The following is a 24927-nucleotide window of genomic DNA, read 5'->3' as shown; positions in this document are numbered from 1 at the left end:
GATTAGGGATGTCTGTCTAATATTTGACCGCATTTTTTACGTCTGGCGATAATTTAGAAATCAAATAAATGCGTACCACTGTTGCTATATGATCAAATTTTATTCAAAGAAGTGCGTAGTGTAAAAGGTGAGTTTGATTATGAATAAAATGAACAACAATTTTTTTGCTTTTGATCTCGAATATTTAATAAATTAGGGTCAAATAAACCTTTATCATGTCTTCCGAATCACAAAAAACCTAACCGGTGTTCAGTAAGCTATTCGCTTACGCAATCTTCCATCTATCAATTTAGCCAATCTTTTATATCGCTTATTTTGCTTACATGTGAAGCCAGTTTTTGCTGTAATTTTAAAAACCTAACCCATATTTATCATGTCTGACAACTCAAACCACGAGAACAAAACAGGTGCAGAAAGCACCGAACCGTTAAATCAAAACACTGATCAAGCCAAAAGCGAACCGACTGCAAATAATGTAGTATGCTGGGATAGCCATGGTGATACAGCCATTGCAACAGAGCGCCTTAAAGAGATGTTTGTTGAAATGGGGCAAAAAACCAAGATAGAGATGGGCCAAAAACCCGCAGAGCGTGCCGTGTTTCGCAAACAACATGGCATTGCTTACGGCAGGTTCACTATCAAAAAAGACATTAATCCGGAGTTTAAAGTCGGTGTATTTGCCGGCGACACTTACGAGTGCGTAGCCCGCTTTTCGAGCGATACTACACCTACATCGCCAGATCTGCATTCCACATTAGGCTTAGGTCTGAAGCTATTCGGGGTAGATGGCCCAAAACTATTTGGAGAGGGCACCAATGCAGATTTTATTTTCCAAAATATAGATCGTTTTTTTGCCCGTGATGTACAGCAAATGTGCGCCTTTACAACCGCCGGCGTAGTAGATCATGACTATGATGCCTATATTAACAAACACCCGGAACTTGCCGCTATTCTTGCAGCTATGACCAAAGAAGAAGCGAGTTGTTTAAGCGCCGGTTACTGGGCTATATTGCCTTTTAAATTAGGAGAAAGCAATATTGTTAAATACCGCTTAGTACCGGAGGATACAGATAGGGGAACCCCATTTAATGATAATAATTATTTAGCGCTTGATCTGCAACAACGCCTGCGTACCAAACCCGCAAAATTCCGTTTTGAGATACAGCTGCGGACTAACGAAGCTACCATGCCTCTTGATGATGCCCAGGTGGTATGGAGTACAGAAGAAAGCCCTTACATCTGTATTGCAGAATTAAATTTCCCGCAACAGGATATAACTGCTATTGGTCAACCTGAATTTGGCAGTATTTTGGCTTTTAATATCTGGAGAACATTGCCCGAAAACGCGCCGCTCGGTTCTATCGCTGAGGCGCGTAAGGTGGTTTACGCAGCCAGTTCTGAGGCACGCCACCAGGCTAATGGTCAGCAATTGGAAGAACCTAAAGAGATCAACCCTCATTTTGAAGGTAATACCGATGAAGATAGCGACTGTATTGTTACTGCCGGAATTTATCCGCCTATTGGTGTAATGCGTGTTGGCAATAGTGAAAACGAGTATTTTATTGGCCCCCTGGTAGCAGAACCGGAACCCAAAACGGATGATTATGCGTATCGTGATCAAACCGGGGCCTTGAAACGGCAGGCTGCTCAATTTCGCATTTATGGTTTCAATGCTGCCGGAAAAGCTGTTAAAGAGCTTACTGCCGAAAATGCTAAAATAACCTGGCACGTGCACCTGGCTAATCAAAAATCATCCTGGTACCAGTTTCAAATAGCCTTAGATATTCCGGATGCCGCAACTGCACCGGCTTCGATGCTGCGTAATATTAATGTGCCAGACAGAAATTCACTCATTATCGATGGTGGTGCACAAACCGTAAGCGCACCTAATATTACCGATGGTCCGCAGTTTGTTGGCCAATTTCAGGGACATGAAGTTTATCTGGGAGAAATGCATACTGATGATAAAGGACGTTTGATTATGCTTGGCGGTCATGGTGTGTCTGCAAACGTAGATGGTGATATCGCCATCACTTTTGCCAATAACGAAGGCTGGTATGATGATATTTCTGATGGCCCGGTTACTGCCGAAGTAGAGTACTTAGGCGTTAAACTAAAGGCAGAGCCGGCATGGGTAATTTGTGCACCACCTGACTATGCACCGATGCAAAAATCGGTTCGTACGATGTGGGATTTAATGAGGGATGTAGCTGTAAGTTCGGGCATGCTGGTACGCCCGGCGCGACCATCCTTTACCAAAGATATTCTACCGATTTTTCAACGGATGACTAACCTGCAATGGGTTAACGCTGGTTTTGGAGCCGCCTTTGGCTGGGGTGGTCAATTTGATTATACCACATCTAAATGGATGGTAAAGTTGAACGATCCTTCGCCCGCGAATTTGGAAATGCGACGTACCATTTCTAACAATTTCCGTCGCTATGAAGTATCGGGAGCAGAAGCTCCCCAATTATGGCCTTGGTTATATGGTGATGCCATCAGCATCCCAAGTGTTGGATCTGTACGCCAGCACGCCACCTTATCTCAACTACAGTTAGAGTTTATCGATCAATGGGTTAAAGGCGATTTCGATGCTGATTATGTAGACATGACAGGCTGCCCGCATATCCCGGAACCTATCACACTGGATAAATTACCGGTTGCTGACCAACCGGAAATGTTGACCAGGGCAGCAATGGAATTTTGCCTGGCGGATGCTTTTCACCCGGGTTGTGAAATGACCTGGCCAATGCGTACTGCCGGCATGTATTCATCAGCCTTCAGGTTAAAACATGCCCCTAAAACTCCGCCTGTTAACAATTCTTATTACGGCCCGGTGATGAACAGCGATGTATTCACCTTGGCTAAGGGGCCATTATTGGGCGGGCAGGTTGCCGGTGGTATTACCCGGTGGATGGCTATCCCATGGCAAACAGATACGGCCAGTTGCCGTGATGGTTATACTTCAGCCTACGATCCTTATCTGCCAACCTTCTGGCCGGCCAGGGTACCCAATAATATTTTAAGTGAAGAAAGGTACAGGGAGGCAATGGATACTAACCTGTCGGAAGAAACACGCAGACAGGCCTTTGCCGATCGTAAAGACTGGCTGGATGACTTGCCACTGGATGGTGAAGCCCCTAACTATACAAACCAGATCAATTGCATGGTTAAGTACTTTGATAAGCTTGCTGTAGTGCAGCCTCGTCCTGGTGTGCCTCACGATCCAAACTTCCCACCAAAAATGCAGGTAGGCATTACACCAAACGCCGAACAGGAAGCTACATTATTGAGAGAGACACTAAAAGAATTACAGGGTATTTTAGATACTAACGATGCACTGAACCCAAATGCACATCGTTTATTGGGTACGGCAATGCATGATTTATCGCACAAAGATCTGTTGAATGAGCAAGATTTGATTACAGGTGCAAAAGATCAGCTGATCGCATTGGTTGAACAGGAGTTGACAGCAGATTTTAAATCAACATCAGCCGTTAAAAAACTATTGGGCTTATTAGCATCTAAAGAAGCGAAACCAATAACTCCGCTGAATGCAAAACACAAGGTGAATATCAATGCGGCAAATACGGGTGTTACAGAAAAAATGACCCGTTTTTCACGATTTATACCTAAGTAAACGGTGACGAATTGTTTGATAATTCAAATCAACCGCAGTAACGATGGATGTTGATATTGCGATTATTGGCGGGGGCGTGGCAGGTTGTACTGCCGCCATTGCCCTCGCCAAATTTTATAGCGTTGTACTGATCGATAAATTAGAAGAACCTCCCATACGAATAGGAGAGTGCCTGGCCCCGGCAACACGCAGGATTTTGAAGCAGCTTGACCTGTTGGAAGGATTAGAACGTGCAGATAAAACGATTAAGGAAGGATTGCATCTAAAAAATATTGGTACACGCTCTTACTGGGGAAGTGAAGATGTGCATATTGTAGATCATTTAAGAAACCCGGATGGATTTGGCTGGCACCTGGACCGACATGCATTTGAGATTTATCTGCGGGAAACTGCATTGCAACGCGGTGTAAATTGCCTTTGGCCAGCCAGGCTACGTAATGTTGATTATAAAGATGATCACTGGAATCTTAGCGCCGTTATGGCCGACGGGATTGACAGGCAACAAATTTATAATTATACAGCAAAATTTGTGATTGATGCAAGTGGCCGGCAATCTCACTTCGCCAGAAAAATGGATATAGATCGCCAGCATTTTGATAAATTGGTTGCGTACTGGGCTACAATACCCAATTTGGAGCAAAACCAAATGAGTACAATTTCGGCAGGTGAGTTGGGTTGGTGGTACAGCGCACCGCTGCCCCATGCTAAAAGAGTAATTGCTTTTCAAACAGATTCAGATTTGCTTAAGGGTGGGAGTATAAGAACCGTAGATGAATTTATTGAATTAGCACAATCAGATCGGGAAATGGCGATGATTCTGGAAAAAGTAGGGCGACAAATTGAGATTCATAAAACTGCTTCTGCAAACTCTACCCGTTTAACCAAGGTTGCCGGCAAACAATGGGCGGCCCTGGGTGATGCTGCTATAAGTTTTGATCCCCTGTCGTCACAAGGCATGTTCAATGCCATGGCATCTTCGGTACAGCTTACAGAATTAATAACCACTTTGGATTTGCTGAATAATATGGAACCTGCAACCATGCATGAATTTGAAAGCCGGTATACAAAGCAAATCGATCAGATCTGGATGCACTATCTCAATCACAAATCTATATTTTACCGGCAGGAAAGGCGCTGGAAAGATGCACCTTTTTGGCGTAGGCGGCAAGACCTGATGCAGCAGGCCAGCGAATAACCCGCCTGCATCAGGTTCATAATAATCCGCAGTAATAAAGTATTATTTGGTTTCCAGGGGTAAGCTAAAGTAAAAAATAGAACCTTTGCCCGGTTCGCTTTCGGCCCAGACTTTTCCGTTATGCCGGCTTATGATTTCTGAACTGAGGTAAAGCCCGATTCCGAAACCGGCAATGTGCCGCGTTTGATCGGCCTCTACCCGATAATAGCGGTCAAATATTTTAGAAAGGTCTTCTTGTTTAATACCCATACCAGAATCCTTTACGCTGATAATGACTTGTTTATTACTGGCTGTACAGGCAACTTCCACTATGGTGCCTTTAAAAGAATATTTCTGGGCATTGCTGATCAGGTTTGAGATCACTGAACCGATTTTATCCCGGTCAGCTTTTACCTCAGTACCTCCACGTTTTTCGAACCGGATTTGTTGGGTAGTTGCAGTCAGGCTGGCTTCATCGATAACCTCTGCAATCAGGGTTTCTATATCAAATACCTGTTTATCAATATGGATTTTACCCGATTCCAGTCGCGAGATATTAAGGAAGCCATTGATCATCGTAGTCATTCGTTTAACCTGCTGATTGGCCTTATTCATAGCACTGGCCAAAAAGTTATCCTCACTGTTTTTCAGTTTCGTATTGGCTGCCTGGATGATCGCGCCAAGCGAGGTTAGCGGAGTTTTTAACTCATGGCTCACCATACCGATAAAATCATTTTTACGGGTTTCATCCAATTTCTTTTCGGTGATATCACGGGCGATTTTGGAGAGGCCGATAATATTCCCCTGTGGATCACGGACTGGAGAAATAGTTAGCGACACATCGATCAAACGGCCATCTTTTGTCCGCCTTTTGGTTTCAAAATGCTGTATCCGTTGTCCGGACGTTAACTGTTGCAATATCCATGGTTCTTCGTGGTGGTGCTCTTCAGGGATCAGTTTGTAAATGCTCTCGCCGATCATTTCTTCCTCTCTGTAACCGAAGATCCGCTCGGCCGCCGCATTCCAGCTGGTAATTACGCTTTCCAGCGTTTTGCTGATGATGGCATCATCCGTAGATGCAACGATGGCTGCTAGCTTTGCAGTCCGTTCTTCCGCAGCCTTCAACTCGTGAATATCTAATACTGTACCGATAAAACGAATTGCCTGGCCGTTATCAAAAAATACGTTTCCATGGGCTTTGATCCAACGTACTTCAGCATTATCGAACCGGATAATACGGTAGCTCAAATTGTATTCGCCATCTCCGGCCGGATCAAGGGCCCGTGCGATAGCTTCGTTCACCCGCGTGCGATCATCCGGATAAATGTGTTCAGAAAAGGTATCATAGGTTGGATATTCGTCTTTTGCAAGGCCGTAAACCTCCCGGCATTCTTTTGACCAGTAAAGTTCGCCGCTTTGAGGGTTATATTCCCAGGTACCCAGGTGCGTGGATGTGATAGCCATGCGGAGCCGCGAAGCGCTATTTTCCAGTTCCTGGTTAATGGCTTCGTTCCGGCGCTGCAGTTCTATGAGCTCGTCGTTGGTGGTAGCCAATTCCTCGTTGGAGGCAGCAATCTCCTCGTTGATTGATTGGAGCTCATCAGCATAAGCAGCCTGCCGCTCTTCCCATTGTTTACGCTCGGTAACATCACGGGTGGTACCGGCAACGGCTTCTACTTCACCTTCTTCATTTAGTACCGGTATTAATATATAATCATAGATCCGCCTGCCCAGGGTGGCATGCGGGAAAGCGACTTCACCACGTACTGGCTTTTTGGTTGCCCTTACCTGATCAATCTCCCGCTCATGCATTTGGGCATGCCATTCTTCATAACCGTTTTCGCGAAGGCCCTTACCAATGGCTGTGTCCCATGTTTTTCCCCACATGGCCAGCAACGCGCTGTTTACATAAGTAAAGCGGTAATCCAGGTCCCATACATACATCAGGTCGGGAGTGCCGGAAGTGATGGCTTCATAAATTCTTCTTTGCTGTTCGGCCTGCTCACGGGTTACACGTAACGCATTTTCAATTTCCTTACGTATAGTAATGTCGCTGGCTGTGCCAAACCATTCCATGATCTCGCCCTGTTCGTTGAGAATGGGCACAGCTCTCGAAAATGTCCATCCCGGAGACCCGTCTGCACGGATGACCTGGTGTTCTAACTGAAATATCTTTTTTCCTTGGATAGCCTCCAGGATTGCTGCATTGACCCTCTCTATATCATCCGGGTGGACATTCCGCTCCCGCCACCCGGTGATCGGCTCGTGTGTGTTCTTTAAAAAACCCCTCCCATCAAGTTCCCGCATAACTTCCCAGTCCGCGCTCAGGCTATAGATCACGTCCGAAGTCGCGGTCACCAAAGCTCGTAACCGTTGTTCATCAGCTGCAACTGCCCGGCGTTCATTTACCTGTTTGGTGTTTTCCATTACCCAAACGGCCAGTTTGGTCACCTTACCTAACTCATCAATGATCGGTGCATAAACAAAAGTGACGAATATTTTTTCTTCACGCCCGTGGCGGATCAGCATCAGATCTACTTCATTGGCAAAATAAGCCTGGCCGGTTTTCACAACGTTGCTCATGTCCGCCTCAAAATAGGACCGGGCCTCTGCGAAAGGTTCCCAATACCACCTATCCACGATTTCCTCCCTGGATTTACCGGCAATTTCTATAAACTTGTCATTAAGCAATTCCGTTTTAAAGGTGGTTGCGTCCAGAATACAAATACCGATGGGCGCATTTTGTACAAGAGTGTTTAATTGCTCGTTATCCTGAAATTTCATGTGGTTCTAAAACCGAAAAATACGTATTTTGTTTGAAGCAACACCATGCTATCAAGTAGTAATTGACAATTGCGCCGATTATGAAGCATGCTAAGGTTGAAGGCTTATTTCAGGCACTGATTAAAGAAACTTCGGCTTGTTTCAACCAGGATCAGACCAATCAATTAGTCATTTAATAATATTAAAAGCTGAGCAGATCAAACACTAAGTAAGTGTTTGATGGTCTGGGAATATTATGATCTTCTGAAAAGAAAAAACCTCATAGAAAATTGATTTTACATTTTGAAAATCAACTTTTATGAGGTTTTAATTTTACTGGCGGAGAGTTAGGGATTCGAACCCCAGGAACCTTTCACAGTTCAACAGTTTTCAAGACTGCCGCAATCGACCACTCTGCCAACTCTCCGGGCACAAAAGTACAAATCCGGGGCGGATTGACAAATTTGAAATACACTTTTTTTAATATTTTTTTAACGATTATAACACATTGAAATATAATTACTTATGTGTATTTGTTTTCTTAGCCGGATTTTTGAAGGTGTTAAAACGGGGCTTACTGATCTTAATATTCCGCTTGGAAAGGTCGATACTGGCGTTAAGTTCGAAGCCAATCAGGATGATCAGCGAGTTTAAATACAGCCAGATCATGATAACAATCAGGGTGCCAATCGAGCCGTATAATTTGTTGTATGAGGAAAAATGGTTGATGTAATAGGTAAACCCCAATGATGTAAATACAGCTAAGCCAGTTGCCAGTATGGCACCCGGACTAATAAATTTCCAACGCCTTTGTTTGTGGGCAGGGCCGTAACGATATAGCACAGATACCGTAAAAAAGAAGATCACAATTACGATAAGCCATCTACTTAAAAAAATCAAATAAGGCCAGAATGATCCATTACTGTCTATCTTCGATTGTATCGCATTAACTATAGCCTGGCCAACAATCAGTATAATGATGGCAAGAAACAAAGATATACTGATTACCACGGTTAATATTAGTGCAACCCAACGCTTCCGTAACCAGGTACGGGTTTCTACTATTAATGATGACTTGTTAAAAGCTTGCATTAACTTATAAACCCCGTTGGTTGCAAAAAAAGTGGCTGTTACAAAACCTACCGACAATAACTTACCATTCTGGTTTTTGATAATGTCTTTTAACGTCGATTCAAATGCCAGATAGGCATTGGTAGGCAAGATCACCTCGATAAGCCTTAATAAAGTGTCCTGAAAGTGCGGAACCGGGATGTAAGGTATAAGGGTAAACAGGAAGATAATTGCCGGAAAGAACGCCAGCATAAAGGTATAAGCCAGCGAAGAAGCTTTATTCACCAATGATTCCTGCTGAATTTCTTTAAAAAAGAAAACAGCAACGGTATGTAGTGGTAATGGGCGGAAACCGGGCAGGTATATCACCTTAGTCCAGTCTACTAAATACTGGTAAAATTTAAAGCGGCTTAAAAAACGGTGTACCCATCTCATTTAATCAAACTTACTCAAAAAAAGGCTTTAAAGCATCCAGAAAGTCTTGATTTGGTAAGCAAGGTCGCCCGGTAGCCATATTTACAAAGGCGAGTAATGTTTCGCCTTGATGTATCAGAACACCGGTTTCGTTATAAAGTTCGTAGGCGAAATGAATTTTAACACCGGGCATCTTGGCCATTATAACCTTTACGCTAATTTCTTCGTCGTAACGTGCGGGTTTTAAGTATTTACATTTCAGCTCCAATACAGGCATCATAATACCAGAGGCTTCCATTGAAGCATAAGTTAAGCCCAAACTGCGTAGCATTTCTACACGGCCAACCTCAAAAAACTCGGCATAGTTGCCGTAGTACATATAACCCATCTGGTCGGTCTCGCCGTAACGGACACGTATTTTAGTAGTATGAGTAAACATTAGCGCTTAATATTTCTGGCGTCTAAAGCTTGCTGAAAACGGCGTGCGTTAATTTTATGATCGGCCTCGTTAGTGGCAAAACTGTGGTAGCCCGAAAAATCTTCTTTTGCACACATATACAGATAAGCATTAGTCTCGTGGTTTAACACCGCTTTAACTGCATTAACAGACGGCATCATTACCGGGCCAGGAGGCAAACCTGTGTGCGCATAAGTGTTGTATGGCGAAGGATTAACCAGGTATTTATTCAACACGCGTTTAATCGTAAAATCATTCATCGCAAATATTACTGTTGGGTCCGATTGTAGTTTCATGCCTTTATTCAATCGGTTTAAGTATAATCCGGCAATACGTGGCATTTCTTCATCGTGCAACGCTTCTGCATCAACTATAGAGGCTAAAATTGAAACCTGAATAGGGGAGAGGTTAATGGCCGCTGCCTGCTGCTTACGCTCTGGTGTCCAGAATTTTTGGTAGTTAGCATACATGCGGTTGAAAAACTTCTCGGGCGAGGTGTTCCAATACATCTGGTAACTGTTCGGTAAAAACATGGTGTACACATCATCAGTAGTAAAACCAAATTTTTGTACATAAGAAGCTGAGTCTAATAAGCTGATAATCGATAGTGAATCGGGCTCAATCTTTTTAGATATAAAGCCTGCAAACTGTGTTTTTAAACGCAGGTTATGGAATGCTACAGTAACCGGTTCCTGGTTGCCCGATGCCAGCATATTGATAAACTTACGGTTACTCATGCCACTATGTAAACGGTAGCGGCCCGGTTTAACGCGAGTAGTGTAGTTCATGTTGTGGGCAGCCCAATCGAAACTGGTGGTATCGTTAACTATTTGTTTGGTACGGATGCTATCATATACCTGCTCATAAGTTGCGCCGGTGTGGATATATAAATACTCCTGCTTATCGCTTACGTTAGGGCCAAAGAAGCGCAGGTAGTAAAATATACCTGTGCCTGCAAGGGCTATTACAATAATGATAACCAGTGCAATGATGAATTTTTTGAATGTTCCGCCGTTTGAAGGTTTTTCAGACATAATATTTTAAATAGATTGAAGCTTTTCTATTGCCAGTATGCCACCAATAAGGTTCCTGACATTTTGATAACCATTTTGTTCGAGAATTGATTTAGCTGTTTCGCTACGCAGACCAACTTTGCATATAACAATTATTTCATCATTATATTGCCACGGGAGTTGGGCAATGTGCTCAGCTAATTTACCTACCGGGATATTGAGCCCGCCAATGTTATGGGTATGGTATTCAATAGGTTCGCGCACATCAAGCAAATTAAGGGGCTCATTATTATTTAAACGCTCCTTTATTTCGCCCGCTCTAATATCATTGCTGTGGCTCATCGGTTTTTTTGCCCTGTGAAACAGTAAGATTAATACGTGTGCCTATCGGTGTTTTGCTCAATGAATCTGTTTTAACCGGGAACTGTGCCGTTACTACCACATTGGCCGAATCGGTTATGGTTCCCTGGTACATAACGGTGCCAAGTGTTAGTTTAGCCCCGCTTATGGCAAATTTAGCAGCGTCCAGGTCAAGGTGCACCAAGTCCGGGATATCAACTTCGCTGGCACCGCCGCCATCGCCCAACACCAAATCAACCTTCGAGCCTTTTGGTAATTTAGTTCCTGCAGCAATTACATTACCGCCAAAATGTACCTCAAGGATGCGGTCGCGGGCAATATCTGCCTTATAAGTAGTATCGCCAATCTTCAAACCAAAGTTTGAAAGCGTAGCCTGGGCCTCACGGTAGGTACTCTGGCTTAAATCGGGCAAAGTAACGTTAGGGGCTAACCTGGTAACCACGGTTAAATATATGGTACGGTTCTCTTTAACGTTTACACCAGCATCAGGATCCTGCTCAATTACAGTACCTGGATTATGGTCGAGCACGTAAACAGAATCAACCTGGTATCTAAAACCTTGCTGATCTAACAAAGCGGTGGCCCGTTCTATACTTAAACCTTTTAATTGAGGTACAGGTACACCTTCGCCGTGGCGGGTATAGTAGCCCAATGAAAGATATGCTACCAACAATACAAACACAACAGTGCCTATAGCAGCAAGGAAATTATTACGAAAGCTTTTGGTTTTTAAGTAATTCCAGAATTTACTCATTTGTAATATTAGTCAGAATTTACGTCCTGAATTAAGCAATCAAACATAACCATAATTTTCTAATTCAGAATCTCAAATTTACAGCACAACCATGTTGCGCTGATTATACGATAATTACAATAACAGGTTATTGTTGGATATATTATATTTGACCATTATGTCGAAGAAAAACATCGCCCTGGTAGCCGGTGGATATACCGGTGAATATGAGGTATCTATCAATAGCGCCAAAAATATAGCAGCTAATTTACCTGCCGATCAGTTTAACGTTTACACCATTTTGCTTAACCGCGATAGCTGGTTTCATGAAGCAGTAAGCGGTAAGGTTAATGTTGATAAAAACGATTTCAGCATTACGGTTGATGGCGAGAAGATCACGTTTGATGCTGCATTTATAACTATACACGGCACACCGGGCGAAGATGGTAAGCTGCAAGGCTACTTTGATATGCTGGGCCTCCCTTATAATACTTGTGATGCTGCAACATCGGCCATTACCATGAATAAGGCTTATACTAAAACCATTGTGCATGGCATTAAAAATTTAAACGCTGCAAAATCTATGCGTTTGTTTAAATCGGATCTGCATGATATAGGTACTATAAGCGCGTCCCTGAAATTCCCGCTGTTTATTAAGCCGAACAATGGCGGTAGTAGTGTGGGCATGAGTAAGGTAAATAAAGCAGCCGAGTTGCCGCATGCTTTAGAGAAAGCATTTAAAGAAGACAGCCAGGTTTTGGTTGAAGAGTTTATCAAAGGCCGTGAGTTTAGCATCGGCATTGTACGTTTAAACCATCATTTAAAGGTGTTACCCGCTACGGAGATCATTAGCTCGAAAGAGTTTTTTGATTACGAGGCTAAATATACGCCCGGAGTATCTGAAGAAATTACACCTGCCGATTTAACGCCGGAACAGAACGAAATGATCGCCGAAATTGTAACCGAGGTTTACCTGCGTTTTAACTGTAAAGGTATGGTGCGTGTAGACTTTATTTTGCAGGAGCAAACCAATGATTTTTATTTTATTGAGGTTAATACCACACCGGGTCAGTCTGCCAGTAGTTTGATACCACAACAGGTTAAAGCTGCAGGTATGGATATTAAACAGTTTTATAGCGATATTATTAATGGCGCTGCAACGAGCGCATAAACATCTTAGAGGAGACACAAAATATTGTGTCTCTACGTTTTAAAAAGAAATAAAATTATCCAATGTAGAGACACAATATTTTGTGTCTCTTTTAATAAGGCACCGTCTCATGCTCCAATTTGTAAACTTTCAAAAGAATTACGGCAATTTTGCTGCTTTAAAGGTAGATGATCTGCAGATTGGGCAAGGCCTATACTGGTTAAAAGGAGTTAACGGATCAGGCAAGAGCACGCTGTTGAAATCTGTAGCGGGGATGCTCTCATTTGATGGTGATGTATTACTGGATGGAAATATCAGCGTAAAAAAGGATGCAATCAACTATCGCCGTCTGGTGAGCTTTGCGGAAGCTGAACCCTTGTTTCCCGAATTTTTAACGGGACGGGAGATGATCAACCTGTTTGCCAAAGCACGCGGCGCAGCAACAGGACAGGAGGAACAATACATAGAAAGCATGCAAATGCAAAGCTATGTTGATAGGCCAATTGGCTCATACTCCAGCGGGATGAACAAAAAGCTATCCTTATTACTGGCATTTTTAGGCAGGCCTAAACTGATATTGTTGGATGAGCCTTTAATTACCATAGATACAGCATCTCTGCTTATACTATACAAATGGATCAACGAGCGACAGGAGCAAGATGGCACCGGTTTTATCCTGTCATCGCACCAGGCGCTTGATCGTGATATATTACCAAGTGCCGGTGAATTGTTGATCGACAATCAAACCTTAACACATATTGCCTGATGAGTGCATTAACCAATGTACTTAATAAGGTTTTTGCACACGGCTTTTATCGGGCCCATGCAGGTATGTTTATATTTATATTCCTGGTGTTGTTTGGTGCGGTGCCTGGCGATATGCTGATAAGCTACCATAAATCTTTGATGCTGGCTTTTTTAACCAGTCCGTTATTATTGGCGGTGGTATTTGGGGTTTGGTTATTGTACATGGTTAAAGCCTGGCATTACGTGGCCGGACAGCTGGCCGCACCGCATCATCAGTTTTTATTTTATAGTATTTCGGCTTATAGTAAAAGAGACCAGTTTATAAGCTGGCTGGTTATCCAGTTTAATATCCTATTGCCCATAATTGTTTATGGCGGTATAACAATAGGAGTAGGACTAACGCATCAAAGTTATCTTGCCTCATTAGGTATAGTTGTCTATTTATTACTATTGAGTGTAGCAAGCGCTTTCTTCTGCATCAGGCTCACACAGGTATTGCCAGAGGGTAAGCAATTGTCCTTATTTCTGCGCTTTGGCAAATCTATGCCTAAACCATATTTCAGTTTGTTTATCTGGCATATCTTTAATCAGAAAAAGGTTGCTTATACCATCATTAAAGTAATATCGTGGATTGTAATAACGGCTGTATTTGCCCTGTTCGATGATGTGAAGCACGATACACGTGTAGCCGGTATCGCCGTATTAGCTATAATAGTAGCACATGTTGCTATTGTGTTTGAAGAGCGCGTATTCGAAGAAACCTTTCTGCGTTTTGGCAGAAACCTTCCTTATGGCCGGAGCAGTTTATTTGGAGGCTTTGTGTTGGTTTATTTTGCCATGCTTTTGCCCGAGATTATCTGGCTGTTTACCCGTTTCGATCCCATGTTTGCTGTCGAACTTACTCTGTTTGCTTTGAGTGCTATTATGCTCTTCCATAGTTTGTTGTATCGAATTGGTTTGACGATGGATATTTATATGCAATGGGTACTGGGGTTATTTATGCTAATATTTTGGATCGTGATGTTTAAAGCGATGCTCTTAGCCACATTACTTTGTATTGCTGCCGCATTCGTTTTGTTCTATTTTAACTATTATAAATCTTTCGCAGTATTACCTGAGAGCGAAAAATAATGGCAAAAAAAGAGACACAAAATGTTGTGTCTCTACGTAAAATGCAGTTCTTAATCCCCCTTTAGGGGGTTGGGGGGCTTAATGCTGATAATGATCAATAATATCCTGCGGTAATTTAGCCGCTTTATTGGTTTTAATATCAATCAGGCTAAAATCAATCCAGCCATCACTGCAGATTTTTTTAGTTTCTTTATTGCTGATTACAAAGTGTACGCGACAGCCTCGCTCATCAATGGTCTCGATGCCTGTTTTTACCAGGAAGCGGTCGCCCAGCATTAGGGCACGTTTGTATTCAATAAATGCGGTGCGTACCACCCAGCCATAACCGCGCTCCATGAATTTCTCCATAGACATGCCGTAGCAAACATCCATTTGCTCGTAACGGGCAGCCATTACATAATCAAAGTATTTGCTGTTGTGCACATGCTGAAACATATCGATATCATCGGGCCGTACCCGGTGCTCGGTTTCAAAATGGGCGTATTTCTTTTTTTCTGTCATTCGTGTTATTTGTAAAGTTTCGTTTCGGCGCCAAAAGTATAATTAAAAGCAATTAACGCAGTAGAAGTTTCGATGGTATCTGTATTTGCCACGAATTTTAAGCTATTATACAGTAGCCCGCATTAGCGATTGCAGCGGACACCGGCCCAGTGGTTAATGCCCGTGCAGTATAAGCGGAAAGCGCGACCGTGCTGTGGGCTAAGTAGGGGAAGGGAATGCCCTTATATTTAATATTGTAAGTTTAGGTGAATTTAACTTAAAGCCTTTATCCTTTGTCTTTTATCTTTGTTCCTTCCTTTCGTCCTTAATCTTTTATCCCTCTTCAGAAACTTTCCAATGCCCCTTTTTAATTTCAACTTAAAAAACTACCTTTGTGCCACAATTAACAAAAGTAATTACGCTTTAATATCATTCAAGTAATGTATCTAAGTAAAGAAGCGAAAGCAGAGATTTTCGCAAAACACGGTGGCGAAGCTACCAACACAGGTTCGGCAGAAGGCCAGGTTGCATTGTTTACAACCCGTATCGCACACTTAACCGGTCACCTGAAAAAAAACAAAAAAGATTTTTCTACTCAATTATCATTGCAAAAATTAGTAGGTAAACGCCGCGCGCTGTTAGCTTACTTGTATAAAAAAGATATTGGAAGATACCGTGCTATCATTAAAGCTCTTGAGCTGCGTGATATCATCAAGTAACTCTTGAGAAATTTTAACAAAAAGCCGTTCGATTTATCGGATGGCTTTTTTTCATTAAAAACAACGATTTTTAAACATAGAAAACGATACGCTCTGCAAGATGAAAAGCGTATCACAACACAACAAAAATGAGTTACAACGTAATTAGAAAAACCATCGATTTAGGTGACGGCCGCACCATTGAGATCGAAACCGGTAAACTGGCCAAACAAGCAGATGGCTCTGTAGTGGTTAAAATGGGTGATACCATGTTATTGGCTACTGTAGTTTCATCAAAAGAAGCGAAAGAGGGTGTAGACTTTTTGCCACTTTCTGTTGACTACCAAGAAAAATATGCTGCTACGGGACGTATCCCTGGTGGTTTTTTACGCCGTGAGGCGCGTTTATCAGACTATGAGGTTTTAATCTCTCGTTTGGTTGACCGTGCATTACGCCCAATGTTCCCTGAAGATTATCACGCTGATACCCAAGTGATGATCTCTCTGATCTCTGCTGATAAAGATATTATGCCTGATGCACTAGCCGGTTTGGCAGCATCTGCAGCTTTATCTGTTTCTGATATCCCTTTCAACGGACCAATTTCTGAGGTTCGTGTTGCTAAAATTGATGGCCAGCTGGTTATCAACCCAACCCTAAGCCAACTGGAGCATGCTACTTTAGAGTTTATCGTAGCTGGTTCTGAGCATGACATTAACATGGTTGAGGGCGAATCGAAAGAAATTCAGGAAGCTGAATTAGTTGAGGCTATCAAATTTGCACACACTGCTATTAAATTACAGTGTTTAGCTCAAAAAGAATTAACCATTGAAGTTGGTAAAACCGAAAAACGCGTTTACAGCCACGAACACAGCAACGAGGATTTGAAAAAAGCAATCTACGCTGCAACTTACGATCAGGTTTATGCTATCGCTTCTTCTGCTTCCGGCAAAGACGAGCGTGGTGCTAAATTTAAAGAAGTACGTGATACTTATATCGCTACTTTAGGCGAGATTGATGATGTTACCAAATTCTTAGCTAAAAAATATTACCACGATGTTGAGTACGATGCTATCCGTAATCTGGTATTAGACGAAGGTAAACGTTTAGATGGCCGTAAAACTACCGAGATCCGCCCAATCTGGAGCGAAGTAAGTTACTTGCCTGCTGCTCACGGTTCTGCCGTATTTACCCGTGGCGAAACTCAATCATTAACCACTGTTACTTTAGGTGCTAAGGATGATGAGCAAATGATTGATGGTGCGTTTATTAACGGCTACCAGAAATTCATTTTACACTATAACTTCCCAGGCTTCTCAACTGGTGAGGTTCGCCCTAACCGTGGTGCTGGCCGTCGCGAAATTGGTCACGGTAACCTGGCTATGCGTTCATTAAAACGCGTATTGCCTGATGCTGATGAGAATCCATATACTATCCGCGTAGTTTCTGATATACTGGAGTCAAACGGTTCGTCGTCAATGGCAACAGTTTGTGCAGGTACCTTGGCTTTGATGGATGCTGGTGTTAAAATTACTAACCCGGTATCTGGTATTGCAATGGGATTGATCACTAACGAAATGGGTACTAAATATGCTATCCTTTCTGATATCTTAGGTGATGAAGATCACTTAGGTGATATGGACTTTAAAGTAACGGGTACTAAAAACGGTATCGTTGCTTGCCAGATGGACTTAAAAATCAATGGCTTATCTTATGAAGTATTAACCAACGCTTTAGATCAGGCTAAAGAAGGCCGTTTACATATCTTAGGCGAAATGGCTAAGACTTTAAGCGCACCTCGTGAAGATTACAAACCGTTTGCTCCGCGTATCGTTACCATTAAAATCGATAAAGAATTTATTGGTGCAGTTATCGGTCCCGGTGGTAAAATTATCCAGGAAATGCAACGCGAAACCGGTGCTACTATATCTATCGAAGAGAAAGATAACCAGGGTATCGTACAAATATTTGCAGACGACAAAGCATCTATCGATGCAGCCGTTTCACGTATCCGCGCTATCGCTTCTAAACCAGAAGTTGGTGAAGTTTACGAAGGCAAAGTAAGATCAATTATGCCTTTCGGTGCATTTGTTGAGATTATGCCAGGTAAAGATGGTTTATTACACATTTCAGAAATCGATCACAAACGTATCGAAACTATGGATGGCGTATTTGAAGTAGGCGAGATGGTTAAAGTAAAACTGATCGACATCGATAAACAAGGTAAACTTAAGTTATCGCGCAAAGTTTTATTGCCAAAGCCAGAACGTAATACCGAGCCCAAAGCTTAATTTATTGTAAATCAATAAATTAAAAGGCCTTCAGTTTTGAAGGCCTTTTTTGTTTTAATTTTTTTTCAACATTTTAAAACAATTTACGCGATTGTGTATTTTAGAGAATAATAATGTTGCGTAATCCTGTGAAATACCCCGTTTGTTTTAAACTATGATAGCTACCGGACAAGATCCATTAGATTTTTTGAATGACAAGCCGGTAATTAGTCAAACTACACAAACCGACATTGTGCAGTCGTTGCTGTACGAAATTGTGCGGGTAAAAGAGCTGATTAAGTATTACGAAGAGATTCCCAACGGCGCAGGTCAGCTTGGCGCATCCATACTCACTGAACTGGTATCCGAAGCCTATAACTCTTTGGTAAATTATGATACCGAACTCATGAATAAATACTACGACCTGTTGTTGCATTGTGATTGATTGTTGTTCATTGGTTCAATGGCTCATTAGTTCATTGTCTTTTCTATTTAGATAATACCTTTCGATATTTTGGCTATAGATATGGTTATCCATTTGTCTTTTCTATCTAAAATTGACACCAATGAACAACTGAACCAATGAACTAATAAACCAATAACATATCTTTGGCCGCATGAACCACATCATTGCACCGTCTATCCTGGCAGCTGATTTTGCCAACTTACAACGTGATACCGAAATGGTTAATAACAGTGAGGCCGACTGGTTTCACATCGATATAATGGACGGCCTTTTTGTGCCTAACATCTCCTTTGGTTTCCCGGTAATGAAGGCTGTTGCCAAATACGCTAAAAAGCCACTTGATGTGCATTTAATGATTGTTGACCCTGATCGTTACCTGCAGCAATTTAAAGAAGCCGGTGCTTATAGCATTACTGTACACATGGAAGCCTGTACACACCTGCACCGCACAGTACAAGCCATTAAAGAGCTGGGTTGTAAAGCTTCGGTTGCATTAAACCCTCATACACCGGTGGCCTCGCTGGTTGATATTATTGGCGATCTGGATATGGTGCTTATCATGTCTGTTAACCCGGGCTTCGGTGGTCAAAAGTTTATACCCAATACTTACAAGAAAATAAAAGAGCTGAAAGCGTTGGCTTCCGCAGAAAATCCGGACCTGATTATTGAAATTGATGGGGGAGTAGACCAAACAAATGTTAATAACCTGCTCGAAGCCGGGGCGACTGCACTGGTTGCAGGTAACTCTGTATTCTCGGCCGCCGATCAACAAAATGCTATTAAACAGCTCAAAAACCCACTAAAATCATAGATTTTATATAGTTTGATACTTGTGTGCCCGTAAACTTATTAAACAGATCAGTATAATAATAGCGCACTGTTAATAAATCATTGATTTTTTTGCCAAAATAATATTCCAATTCTTTAATTTCGGGGCGGCTAATCAATCCTTTTAACCCTTAGCCCAATATAAAAATAACTGATATGAAACACAATTTTGGAGCCGGTCCAGGCATCCTGCCTCACGAGGTATTAAAACAAGCTGCGGAAGCTGTTGTGAATTTTAATGGTATTGGTCTTTCAGTACTTGAGATTTCGCATCGTTCGTCCGAGTTTGAGGCAGTGCTTGATGAAGCCGTTAAGCTTGTAAAAGAGCTTTTCAGCGTTCCGGACGGTTACTCGGTTTTATTTTTACAAGGCGGTGCAAGCACACAGTTTGCTTTGGTGCCTTATAACCTGCTACCAGAAACTGGTAAAGCTGCTTATGTAGAGTCGGGCGTGTGGGCAAACAAGGCGTTGAAAGAAGCCAAATACTTTGGTGGTGTAGAGGTTATTGCTACTTCTAAAGAAAGCAACTTTACTTATATCCCTAAAGATTTTACCGTACCATCTGATGCTGCTTATTTGCATTTAACTTCAAATAATACTATTTACGGTACGCAATTGCACGAGTTCCCGGCATCATCTGTTCCGGTTGTTTGTGATATGTCTTCAGATATCTTCAGCCGTAAAGTTAATGTGGCCGATTTCGGTATCATCTATGCCGGTGCTCAGAAAAACATGGGCCCTGCAGGTGTTACTTTAGTAATTGTTAAGGATGAGATTTTAGGCAAAGCAGATCGCAAGATCCCGGCTATGTTTAACTATCAGACGCAGATTGAAGGTGGCTCAATGTACAATACGCCTCCTGTATTTGCTATCCTGGTATCTATGCTTACCCTGCGCTGGTTAAAAGCTAAAGGTGGTGTAGAAGCTATCGAAAAAGAGAACGATGCCAAAGCTGCTGCATTATATGCTGAGATTGACCGTAACCCATTATTTAAAGGTGTTTGCGTACCGGAAGACCGTTCTAAAATGAACGTTTGTTTTGTGGTAGAAAACCCGGAGCACGAAAAACCATTCCTTAAATTCTGCGATGAAAAAGGTATCGTAGGTATTAAAGGCCACCGTAGCGTGGGCGGTTTCCGTGCATCAATTTATAACGCATTGCCAATTACCAGCGTACACGTGCTGATTGATGCCATGCAGGAGTTTGCTGAGAAAAATAAGTAATTAGTTGCGTGGTTGATTGTGTGAGTAGTTGATAGGTTTTAATCAACCTAATCCAGCTCAATCAACCTAATCAACTTTAGAAACCCATTCAAAGATAACGAAATGATCAAAATATTAGCCAATGATGGCATAGACCCGATAGGCAAAAAAATGCTTGAAGAAGCAGGCTTCGAGGTTGACACAAATACTATCCCACAGGATGAGTTACCTGTTAAACTACAGGCTTATGATGGTATTACAGTTCGCAGTGCAACTAAAGTGCGTAAAGCATTAATTGATGCCTGCCCTAATTTAAAAATGATTGGCCGTGGCGGCGTTGGCGTTGATAATATTGACGTTGAGTACGCTAAAGAAAAAGGTATCCCAACTTATAATACTCCGGCTTCTTCTTCAAACTCTGTTGCTGAATTGGTATTCGGCCACCTGTTTACAGGTGCACGTTTTCTGCAAGACAGCAACCGTAAAATGCCGGTTGAAGGCGGTACCAAATTTAACGACCTGAAAAAGTCTTATGCTAAAGGTGCTGAGTTACGTGGCAAAACTTTGGGTATCCTTGGTTTTGGCCGTATCGGAAAAGCGGTAGCTAAAATTGCTTTAGGTGTTGGTATGGATGTATTGGCGTTTGATGTTTACGACTTTGATACTGAGCTGGAATTAGAATTAGGCGGTGGTAACGTTGTTAAAGCTTCTGTTAAAAAAGCAACCCAGGAAGAGATCATTGCACAAAGTGATTTCGTAACCCTGCACACTCCGTTTATCGAAAAACCAATCCTTGATGCCGAAACCTTCGCTAAAATGAAAAAAGGCGCAGGTGTAATCAACTGTTCACGTGGCGGATTAATTGACGAGCTGGCTTTGGTTGATGCCTTAAACAGCGGTCAGATCTCATTTGCCGGTCTTGATGTATTTGATAATGAACCTACACCAAGAGCAGAGATCTTAGCTCATCCTAAAATCTCTTTAACCCCTCACATCGGTGCTTCTACCAACGAAGCTCAGGAGCGTATTGGTGTTGAGTTAGCTACGTTGATCATTAATCACTTTAAAGCTTAGTTATTAGAGACAATAAGCAAGAGACAGGAAACAAGACCTGATCTTACAAATAACAAGAAAGGCTGCTCAATTTGAGCAGCCTTTCTTGTTATTTATAAGGGTGGAACGTTCCACATGTTCCATATTACAAACTTAAAAGTCGGTATTGTACCAAGTGGTATAATTATATTTATATTTATTTGATATTCAATTTATTATATCATTAAAAGATATGCTTTTTGATTCGTGCCCTGTTCCACTAAAAATGACCTGAAAGTCCTTCTTAGTGACAAAATTTTGGCCGAAAATGCTCTACACCCGTCATGCCGAACTTGTTTCGGCACCCTACAGGACAGGTCGCAGATTTTACTCTACGCATTTGTCATTGCGAGCGATAGCGTGGCAATCTCGTCGCCAATGTTTATTCGATCGGTGTAGCAACGATTGCCACGTCGTTCCTCCTCGCAATGACAAAAAAGGGATGATTTGTCTAATAATTATACCTAAAATAAGTATCCTTAAAATCCTTATGCATGGCCTGGAAACGCTCACCTACGGTCTTCAAAAACGCCTCGTCCAGTATTTCAAATACACTGTTTACGCCATCAGTTAAGTCAATTTCGGGCACTTTGTAAATCTGTTCAAAAGTTCCGCGCTCAATCTTGATAATGAATTTCTGGTTCATGCTCAAAATCGAGATCTTAAAATCGGGGTGCGGTAGTTCGGCAATAATTCTCATTGTTCAACAAAATTAAGTAATCCTTTTAAAGGATCGGCATCATGCAAAGTGCCAAATGATTCGATGGGCCTGAAACGGGCGAAAAGTTCTTCACTGTACCAATCTTCGCTGCGGGTTTTCTTAATCACCTCGGCATGCTCGCGAGATCGGTAGGCGAATGCTTTTACATCATCCACACTTTCCCAGATCGAAAATGTAGCCTGGCGGTAAATAGGTGCTTCGCCAATACCTATCGAAGTTACGTAGCCTTTGGCAGTTGCCATAATATTAGCAACTTCATCCACGTTCGACCAAAAGTTTTTTAACCTACGAGTGCGAATGGTGGCACGGGTTAATACAGCAACCGGGCCGTTATAGTCGGCATTATTACCATTGCCAAAAGGCTGTTTGCCATCCCATTTGCCGTGGCTTTGAATGGGGTCTAAAAGTATAGTCCAGCCTTCCTGTGCAAAAAGCTTCCACCAGCCTGTTATAAACGATTTTTTCTGAAACTGATCGAAATCTTCACGGCTTTTCCAAACGGCTAAAAGTCCCCATTGCTGCCAATCGGGTTTAAGGTCAAAGGTGCCGTTACGGCCACTGCCTAGCAGTTTCCAAAAGGTGCATCCCTTGCGTAAACTTAAAGGTAAACGGTGTATGGCCATAGCTAACAGGGCTATAGGAATTAGTGGCTTACGGTAACGGATTATGGTAATACTGGTTAACATGGGTAGGGCGAAGTAAGCCAATAAATATGATATTTCGCTTATTAAACTAAGGCAATTGTGTTATACTTTTGTCAAATGGCAGAGGATTTAAAAATTATCGATACTACTGATAAAGCTGAGCAATATCAATCGCTCATCCCACAAATAGAAGGCCTTTTATATGGCGAAACAGACCTGGTTGCAAACCTGGCAAACGTGGCTGCTGCGTTAAAAGAGCAGTTTAAATGGTTTTGGGTAGGCTTTTACCTGGTGAAGAATGGCGAACTGGTTTTAGGCCCGTTTCAGGGCCCGGTTGCCTGTACACGGATAGCCAAAGGTAAAGGCGTTTGTGGTGCAGCATGGGAGCAGGCTAAAACTTTGGTTGTGCCCGATGTTGATGCTTTCCCCGGTCATATTGCCTGCAGTTCGTTGTCACGGTCAGAGATTGTTTTACCATTATTTAATAATGGTGAAGTTTGGGCTGTATTAGATGTGGATAGCGAAGAGCTTGACCAGTTTGACGAAACTGATGCCAAATACCTGGAGCAGATTGTAAAGCTGGTAGCTTTTAATGGATAAGATCTACCTGATCTCTGGCCTCGGTGCCGACTATCGCTTATTCAAGCATATCGAATTGCCGGGTTACGAGGTGGTTCATATACATTGGATAGAACCGGAAAGCAGTGATACTTTAACCACGTATGCCGGTAAGTTAGTAGCTGAATATGGTGTGCAGCCAAACGCCATTGTAATGGGCGACTCTTTGGGTGGGATGCTTACTATTGAAATAGCTAAACAGGTAAAGTTGCGTAAAGCTATCCTGATCTCAAGCATCAAAACCAGTGATGAAGCGCCCTGGTATTTTAGTTTCTTTCGCAATTTTCCTGTTTATAAACTCATTCCCGGTAAGTTTTTTACTTCGCTTGGTGTGCTTATAAAACCTGTTTTTGGAACAATGAGTAAAGAGGATGGAGCCATGTTTGGGTCAATGCTCGAAAATTCATCGCCCACGTTTATTAGCTGGGCGATGCATGCTGTTTTAAATTGGGAAAGCAAAACCCTTGTACCAAACGTTTACAATATTACAGGCAATAAGGATATGGTATTCAACTATAAAAAAATTAAAGACGCTACCATTATCGATGGCGGTACACACATTATGGTTTTTGATAAAGCGCAGCAAATTAACCAGCTATTGAAGGAGATTCTGCAGAAATGAAACTCCCAGAATCTTATTACCTCGATACCGACGTAGTTAAACTAAGCCGCGATTTGATCGGCAAATATCTATTCAGCCGACTGGATGGAGTGGTTACGGGCGGATATATTGTGGAGACCGAAGCCTACAATGGCGTTATTGATAAGGCATCGCATGCTTATGGTAACCGCTTAACGCCACGTACGCAAACCATGTTTATGCAGGGTGGCGTGGCTTATGTATATCTCTGCTATGGTATTCACGAAATGCTGAATATTGTTACCTCTGTAGAAGGCCAACCGCATGCCATATTAATCCGCGCTATTAACCCCACAATTGGGTTAGATATTATGCAGTACCGCCGCAATATGGCTGTTATAAAACCCAACATCACGATGGGGCCAGGATCTGTGGCTAAAGCATTGGGCGTATCGAGAAAGATTAATGGAATCAGTTTGCAAAGCGATACTTTATGGCTCGAAGACCAGGGTTTAACATTTACTGATGACGAGGTGGCTGCTATGCCCCGTGTTGGGGTTGATTATGCGGGCGACGATGCTTTACTACCTTATCGTTTTTACGTTAAAGGAAATAACTACGTAAGTAAACCAAATAGATAATATTTTAAACTAAAAGTAAATATTATGGTTGTATAA

Annotated in this window: 23 protein-coding genes and 1 tRNA gene; 14 read left to right on the top strand and 10 right to left on the bottom strand. The window is 42.3% G+C overall.

The window, feature by feature from the left end; all coding sequences use genetic code 11:
• Positions 1-373 precede the first annotated feature (373 nt).
• Positions 374-3640, top strand: coding sequence for a LodA/GoxA family CTQ-dependent oxidase (locus PQO05_RS16430; RefSeq protein ID WP_273628468.1), 3267 nt, complete (start codon positions 374-376; stop codon positions 3638-3640).
• Between the two features lie 43 nt (positions 3641-3683).
• Positions 3684-4835 carry an NAD(P)/FAD-dependent oxidoreductase gene (locus PQO05_RS16425; protein ID WP_273628467.1) on the top strand — a complete coding sequence of 384 codons (1152 nt, stop codon included), beginning with the start codon at positions 3684-3686 and terminating at the stop codon, positions 4833-4835.
• A 42-nt stretch (positions 4836-4877) separates the two neighbouring features.
• On the opposite strand, the gene PQO05_RS16420 is transcribed toward PQO05_RS16425, so the two are convergent.
• The 7 genes from PQO05_RS16420 to PQO05_RS16390 form a co-directional block, all read right to left on the bottom strand.
• Positions 4878-7598, bottom strand: a complete 2721-nt coding sequence (locus PQO05_RS16420) for a PAS domain S-box protein (RefSeq protein WP_273628466.1) — start codon at positions 7596-7598, stop codon at positions 4878-4880.
• A gap of 316 nt (positions 7599-7914) precedes the next feature.
• A tRNA-Ser gene (locus PQO05_RS16415) sits at positions 7915-8004 on the bottom strand.
• A gap of 92 nt (positions 8005-8096) precedes the next feature.
• Entirely contained in the window at positions 8097-9083 is a 987-nt protein-coding gene (locus PQO05_RS16410; protein ID WP_273628465.1) for a YihY/virulence factor BrkB family protein, read from the bottom strand.
• 10 nt (positions 9084-9093) lie between these two features.
• Positions 9094-9501, bottom strand: coding sequence for an acyl-CoA thioesterase (locus PQO05_RS16405; protein WP_273628464.1), 408 nt, complete (start codon positions 9499-9501; stop codon positions 9094-9096).
• On the bottom strand, positions 9501-10553 hold the full coding sequence (mltG, locus tag PQO05_RS16400; RefSeq protein ID WP_273628463.1) for an endolytic transglycosylase MltG: 1053 nt from the start codon (positions 10551-10553) through the stop codon (positions 9501-9503). The genes PQO05_RS16405 and mltG overlap by 1 nt, the downstream gene beginning before the upstream one ends.
• 6 nt (positions 10554-10559) lie before the next feature.
• Entirely contained in the window at positions 10560-10874 is a 315-nt protein-coding gene (locus tag PQO05_RS16395; protein WP_273628462.1) for a rhodanese-like domain-containing protein, read from the bottom strand.
• A complete protein-coding gene (locus PQO05_RS16390; protein WP_273628461.1) occupies positions 10858-11646 on the bottom strand; it encodes a PASTA domain-containing protein in 789 nt (262 codons plus the stop codon). The genes PQO05_RS16395 and PQO05_RS16390 overlap by 17 nt, the downstream gene beginning before the upstream one ends.
• Before the next feature lie 157 nt (positions 11647-11803).
• On the opposite strand from PQO05_RS16390, the gene PQO05_RS16385 reads away from it, so the two are divergent.
• The 3 genes from PQO05_RS16385 (at position 11804) to PQO05_RS16375 (ending at position 14653) form a co-directional block, all read left to right on the top strand.
• Positions 11804-12796, top strand: a complete 993-nt coding sequence (locus PQO05_RS16385; protein ID WP_273628460.1) for a D-alanine--D-alanine ligase — start codon at positions 11804-11806, stop codon at positions 12794-12796.
• A 109-nt stretch (positions 12797-12905) separates the two neighbouring features.
• Complete coding sequence (locus PQO05_RS16380) at positions 12906-13541, top strand: ABC transporter ATP-binding protein (RefSeq protein WP_273628459.1); 636 nt, start codon at positions 12906-12908, stop codon at positions 13539-13541.
• On the top strand, positions 13541-14653 hold the full coding sequence (locus PQO05_RS16375; RefSeq protein WP_273628458.1) for a hypothetical protein: 1113 nt from the start codon (positions 13541-13543) through the stop codon (positions 14651-14653). The genes PQO05_RS16380 and PQO05_RS16375 overlap by 1 nt, the downstream gene beginning before the upstream one ends.
• A gap of 78 nt (positions 14654-14731) precedes the next feature.
• On the opposite strand, the gene PQO05_RS16370 is transcribed toward PQO05_RS16375, so the two are convergent.
• The gene (locus PQO05_RS16370; protein ID WP_273628457.1) at positions 14732-15154 is read right to left on the bottom strand and encodes an acyl-CoA thioesterase; all 423 of its coding nucleotides are present in this window, start codon (positions 15152-15154) and stop codon (positions 14732-14734) included.
• A 419-nt stretch (positions 15155-15573) separates the two neighbouring features.
• Here PQO05_RS16370 and rpsO point away from each other — a divergent pair, with 419 nt between their 5' ends.
• The 6 genes from rpsO to PQO05_RS16340 all read left to right on the top strand — a co-directional run bounded on the left by rpsO (position 15574) and on the right by PQO05_RS16340 (position 21669).
• Complete coding sequence (rpsO, locus tag PQO05_RS16365) at positions 15574-15852, top strand: 30S ribosomal protein S15 (protein WP_273628456.1); 279 nt, start codon at positions 15574-15576, stop codon at positions 15850-15852.
• Between the two features lie 128 nt (positions 15853-15980).
• Positions 15981-18119: a polyribonucleotide nucleotidyltransferase gene (pnp, locus tag PQO05_RS16360; RefSeq protein WP_273628455.1), complete on the top strand. Its 2139-nt coding sequence runs from the start codon at positions 15981-15983 to the stop codon at positions 18117-18119.
• A gap of 154 nt (positions 18120-18273) precedes the next feature.
• Complete coding sequence (locus PQO05_RS16355) at positions 18274-18543, top strand: hypothetical protein (protein WP_273628454.1); 270 nt, start codon at positions 18274-18276, stop codon at positions 18541-18543.
• A 172-nt stretch (positions 18544-18715) separates the two neighbouring features.
• Positions 18716-19375 carry a ribulose-phosphate 3-epimerase gene (gene rpe / locus PQO05_RS16350; protein WP_273628453.1) on the top strand — a complete coding sequence of 220 codons (660 nt, stop codon included), beginning with the start codon at positions 18716-18718 and terminating at the stop codon, positions 19373-19375.
• A gap of 173 nt (positions 19376-19548) precedes the next feature.
• Positions 19549-20616 (top strand): 3-phosphoserine/phosphohydroxythreonine transaminase, encoded by a 1068-nt coding sequence (gene serC, locus PQO05_RS16345; RefSeq protein WP_273628452.1) that lies wholly within the window; start codon positions 19549-19551, stop codon positions 20614-20616.
• Positions 20617-20718: 102 nt separating this feature from the next.
• A complete protein-coding gene (locus PQO05_RS16340) occupies positions 20719-21669 on the top strand; it encodes a D-2-hydroxyacid dehydrogenase (RefSeq protein WP_273628451.1) in 951 nt (316 codons plus the stop codon).
• Between the two features lie 469 nt (positions 21670-22138).
• Here the strand turns inward: PQO05_RS16340 and PQO05_RS16335 are convergent, their stop codons facing one another.
• Together PQO05_RS16335 and PQO05_RS16330 are read right to left on the bottom strand one after the other, a co-directional pair.
• Positions 22139-22387: a hypothetical protein gene (locus PQO05_RS16335; protein WP_273628450.1), complete on the bottom strand. Its 249-nt coding sequence runs from the start codon at positions 22385-22387 to the stop codon at positions 22139-22141.
• Entirely contained in the window at positions 22384-23094 is a 711-nt protein-coding gene (locus tag PQO05_RS16330; RefSeq protein WP_273628449.1) for a DUF3291 domain-containing protein, read from the bottom strand. Before PQO05_RS16330 ends, PQO05_RS16335 begins: the two co-directional genes overlap by 4 nt.
• A gap of 75 nt (positions 23095-23169) precedes the next feature.
• Here PQO05_RS16330 and PQO05_RS16325 point away from each other — a divergent pair, with 75 nt between their 5' ends.
• From PQO05_RS16325 to PQO05_RS16315, 3 genes are read left to right on the top strand one after another with little or no spacing between them, the layout of a single operon-like run.
• Complete coding sequence (locus tag PQO05_RS16325) at positions 23170-23652, top strand: GAF domain-containing protein (RefSeq protein ID WP_273628448.1); 483 nt, start codon at positions 23170-23172, stop codon at positions 23650-23652.
• Positions 23645-24292, top strand: coding sequence for an alpha/beta fold hydrolase (locus PQO05_RS16320; protein ID WP_273628447.1), 648 nt, complete (start codon positions 23645-23647; stop codon positions 24290-24292). Before PQO05_RS16325 ends, PQO05_RS16320 begins: the two co-directional genes overlap by 8 nt.
• Positions 24289-24891 carry a DNA-3-methyladenine glycosylase gene (locus tag PQO05_RS16315; RefSeq protein ID WP_273628446.1) on the top strand — a complete coding sequence of 201 codons (603 nt, stop codon included), beginning with the start codon at positions 24289-24291 and terminating at the stop codon, positions 24889-24891. Before PQO05_RS16320 ends, PQO05_RS16315 begins: the two co-directional genes overlap by 4 nt.
• The last annotated feature ends 36 nt before the right edge of the window (positions 24892-24927 follow it).

This window comes from Mucilaginibacter jinjuensis, from assembly GCF_028596025.1.
GTDB lineage: Bacteria > Bacteroidota > Bacteroidia > Sphingobacteriales > Sphingobacteriaceae > Mucilaginibacter > Mucilaginibacter jinjuensis.
This window is presented reverse-complemented; position numbering and strand designations above follow the sequence as displayed.

Bases quoted from the DNA above. Each gene is read 5' to 3' on its own strand.
- PQO05_RS16430 (WP_273628468.1), top strand. From the start codon at position 374: ATGTCTGACAACTCAAACCACGAGAACAAAACAGGTGCAGAAAGCACC.
- PQO05_RS16425 (WP_273628467.1), top strand. From the start codon at position 3,684: ATGGATGTTGATATTGCGATTATTGGCGGGGGCGTGGCAGGTTGTACT.
- PQO05_RS16420 (WP_273628466.1), bottom strand. From the start codon at position 7,598: ATGAAATTTCAGGATAACGAGCAATTAAACACTCTTGTACAAAATGCG.
- PQO05_RS16410 (WP_273628465.1), bottom strand. From the start codon at position 9,083: ATGAGATGGGTACACCGTTTTTTAAGCCGCTTTAAATTTTACCAGTAT.
- PQO05_RS16405 (WP_273628464.1), bottom strand. From the start codon at position 9,501: ATGTTTACTCATACTACTAAAATACGTGTCCGTTACGGCGAGACCGAC.
- mltG (WP_273628463.1), bottom strand. From the start codon at position 10,553: ATGTCTGAAAAACCTTCAAACGGCGGAACATTCAAAAAATTCATCATT.
- PQO05_RS16395 (WP_273628462.1), bottom strand. From the start codon at position 10,874: ATGAGCCACAGCAATGATATTAGAGCGGGCGAAATAAAGGAGCGTTTA.
- PQO05_RS16390 (WP_273628461.1), bottom strand. From the start codon at position 11,646: ATGAGTAAATTCTGGAATTACTTAAAAACCAAAAGCTTTCGTAATAAT.
- PQO05_RS16385 (WP_273628460.1), top strand. From the start codon at position 11,804: ATGTCGAAGAAAAACATCGCCCTGGTAGCCGGTGGATATACCGGTGAA.
- PQO05_RS16380 (WP_273628459.1), top strand. From the start codon at position 12,906: ATGCTCCAATTTGTAAACTTTCAAAAGAATTACGGCAATTTTGCTGCT.
- PQO05_RS16375 (WP_273628458.1), top strand. From the start codon at position 13,541: ATGAGTGCATTAACCAATGTACTTAATAAGGTTTTTGCACACGGCTTT.
- PQO05_RS16370 (WP_273628457.1), bottom strand. From the start codon at position 15,154: ATGACAGAAAAAAAGAAATACGCCCATTTTGAAACCGAGCACCGGGTA.
- rpsO (WP_273628456.1), top strand. From the start codon at position 15,574: ATGTATCTAAGTAAAGAAGCGAAAGCAGAGATTTTCGCAAAACACGGT.
- pnp (WP_273628455.1), top strand. From the start codon at position 15,981: ATGAGTTACAACGTAATTAGAAAAACCATCGATTTAGGTGACGGCCGC.
- PQO05_RS16355 (WP_273628454.1), top strand. From the start codon at position 18,274: ATGATAGCTACCGGACAAGATCCATTAGATTTTTTGAATGACAAGCCG.
- rpe (WP_273628453.1), top strand. From the start codon at position 18,716: ATGAACCACATCATTGCACCGTCTATCCTGGCAGCTGATTTTGCCAAC.
- serC (WP_273628452.1), top strand. From the start codon at position 19,549: ATGAAACACAATTTTGGAGCCGGTCCAGGCATCCTGCCTCACGAGGTA.
- PQO05_RS16340 (WP_273628451.1), top strand. From the start codon at position 20,719: ATGATCAAAATATTAGCCAATGATGGCATAGACCCGATAGGCAAAAAA.
- PQO05_RS16335 (WP_273628450.1), bottom strand. From the start codon at position 22,387: ATGAGAATTATTGCCGAACTACCGCACCCCGATTTTAAGATCTCGATT.
- PQO05_RS16330 (WP_273628449.1), bottom strand. From the start codon at position 23,094: ATGTTAACCAGTATTACCATAATCCGTTACCGTAAGCCACTAATTCCT.
- PQO05_RS16325 (WP_273628448.1), top strand. From the start codon at position 23,170: ATGGCAGAGGATTTAAAAATTATCGATACTACTGATAAAGCTGAGCAA.
- PQO05_RS16320 (WP_273628447.1), top strand. From the start codon at position 23,645: ATGGATAAGATCTACCTGATCTCTGGCCTCGGTGCCGACTATCGCTTA.
- PQO05_RS16315 (WP_273628446.1), top strand. From the start codon at position 24,289: ATGAAACTCCCAGAATCTTATTACCTCGATACCGACGTAGTTAAACTA.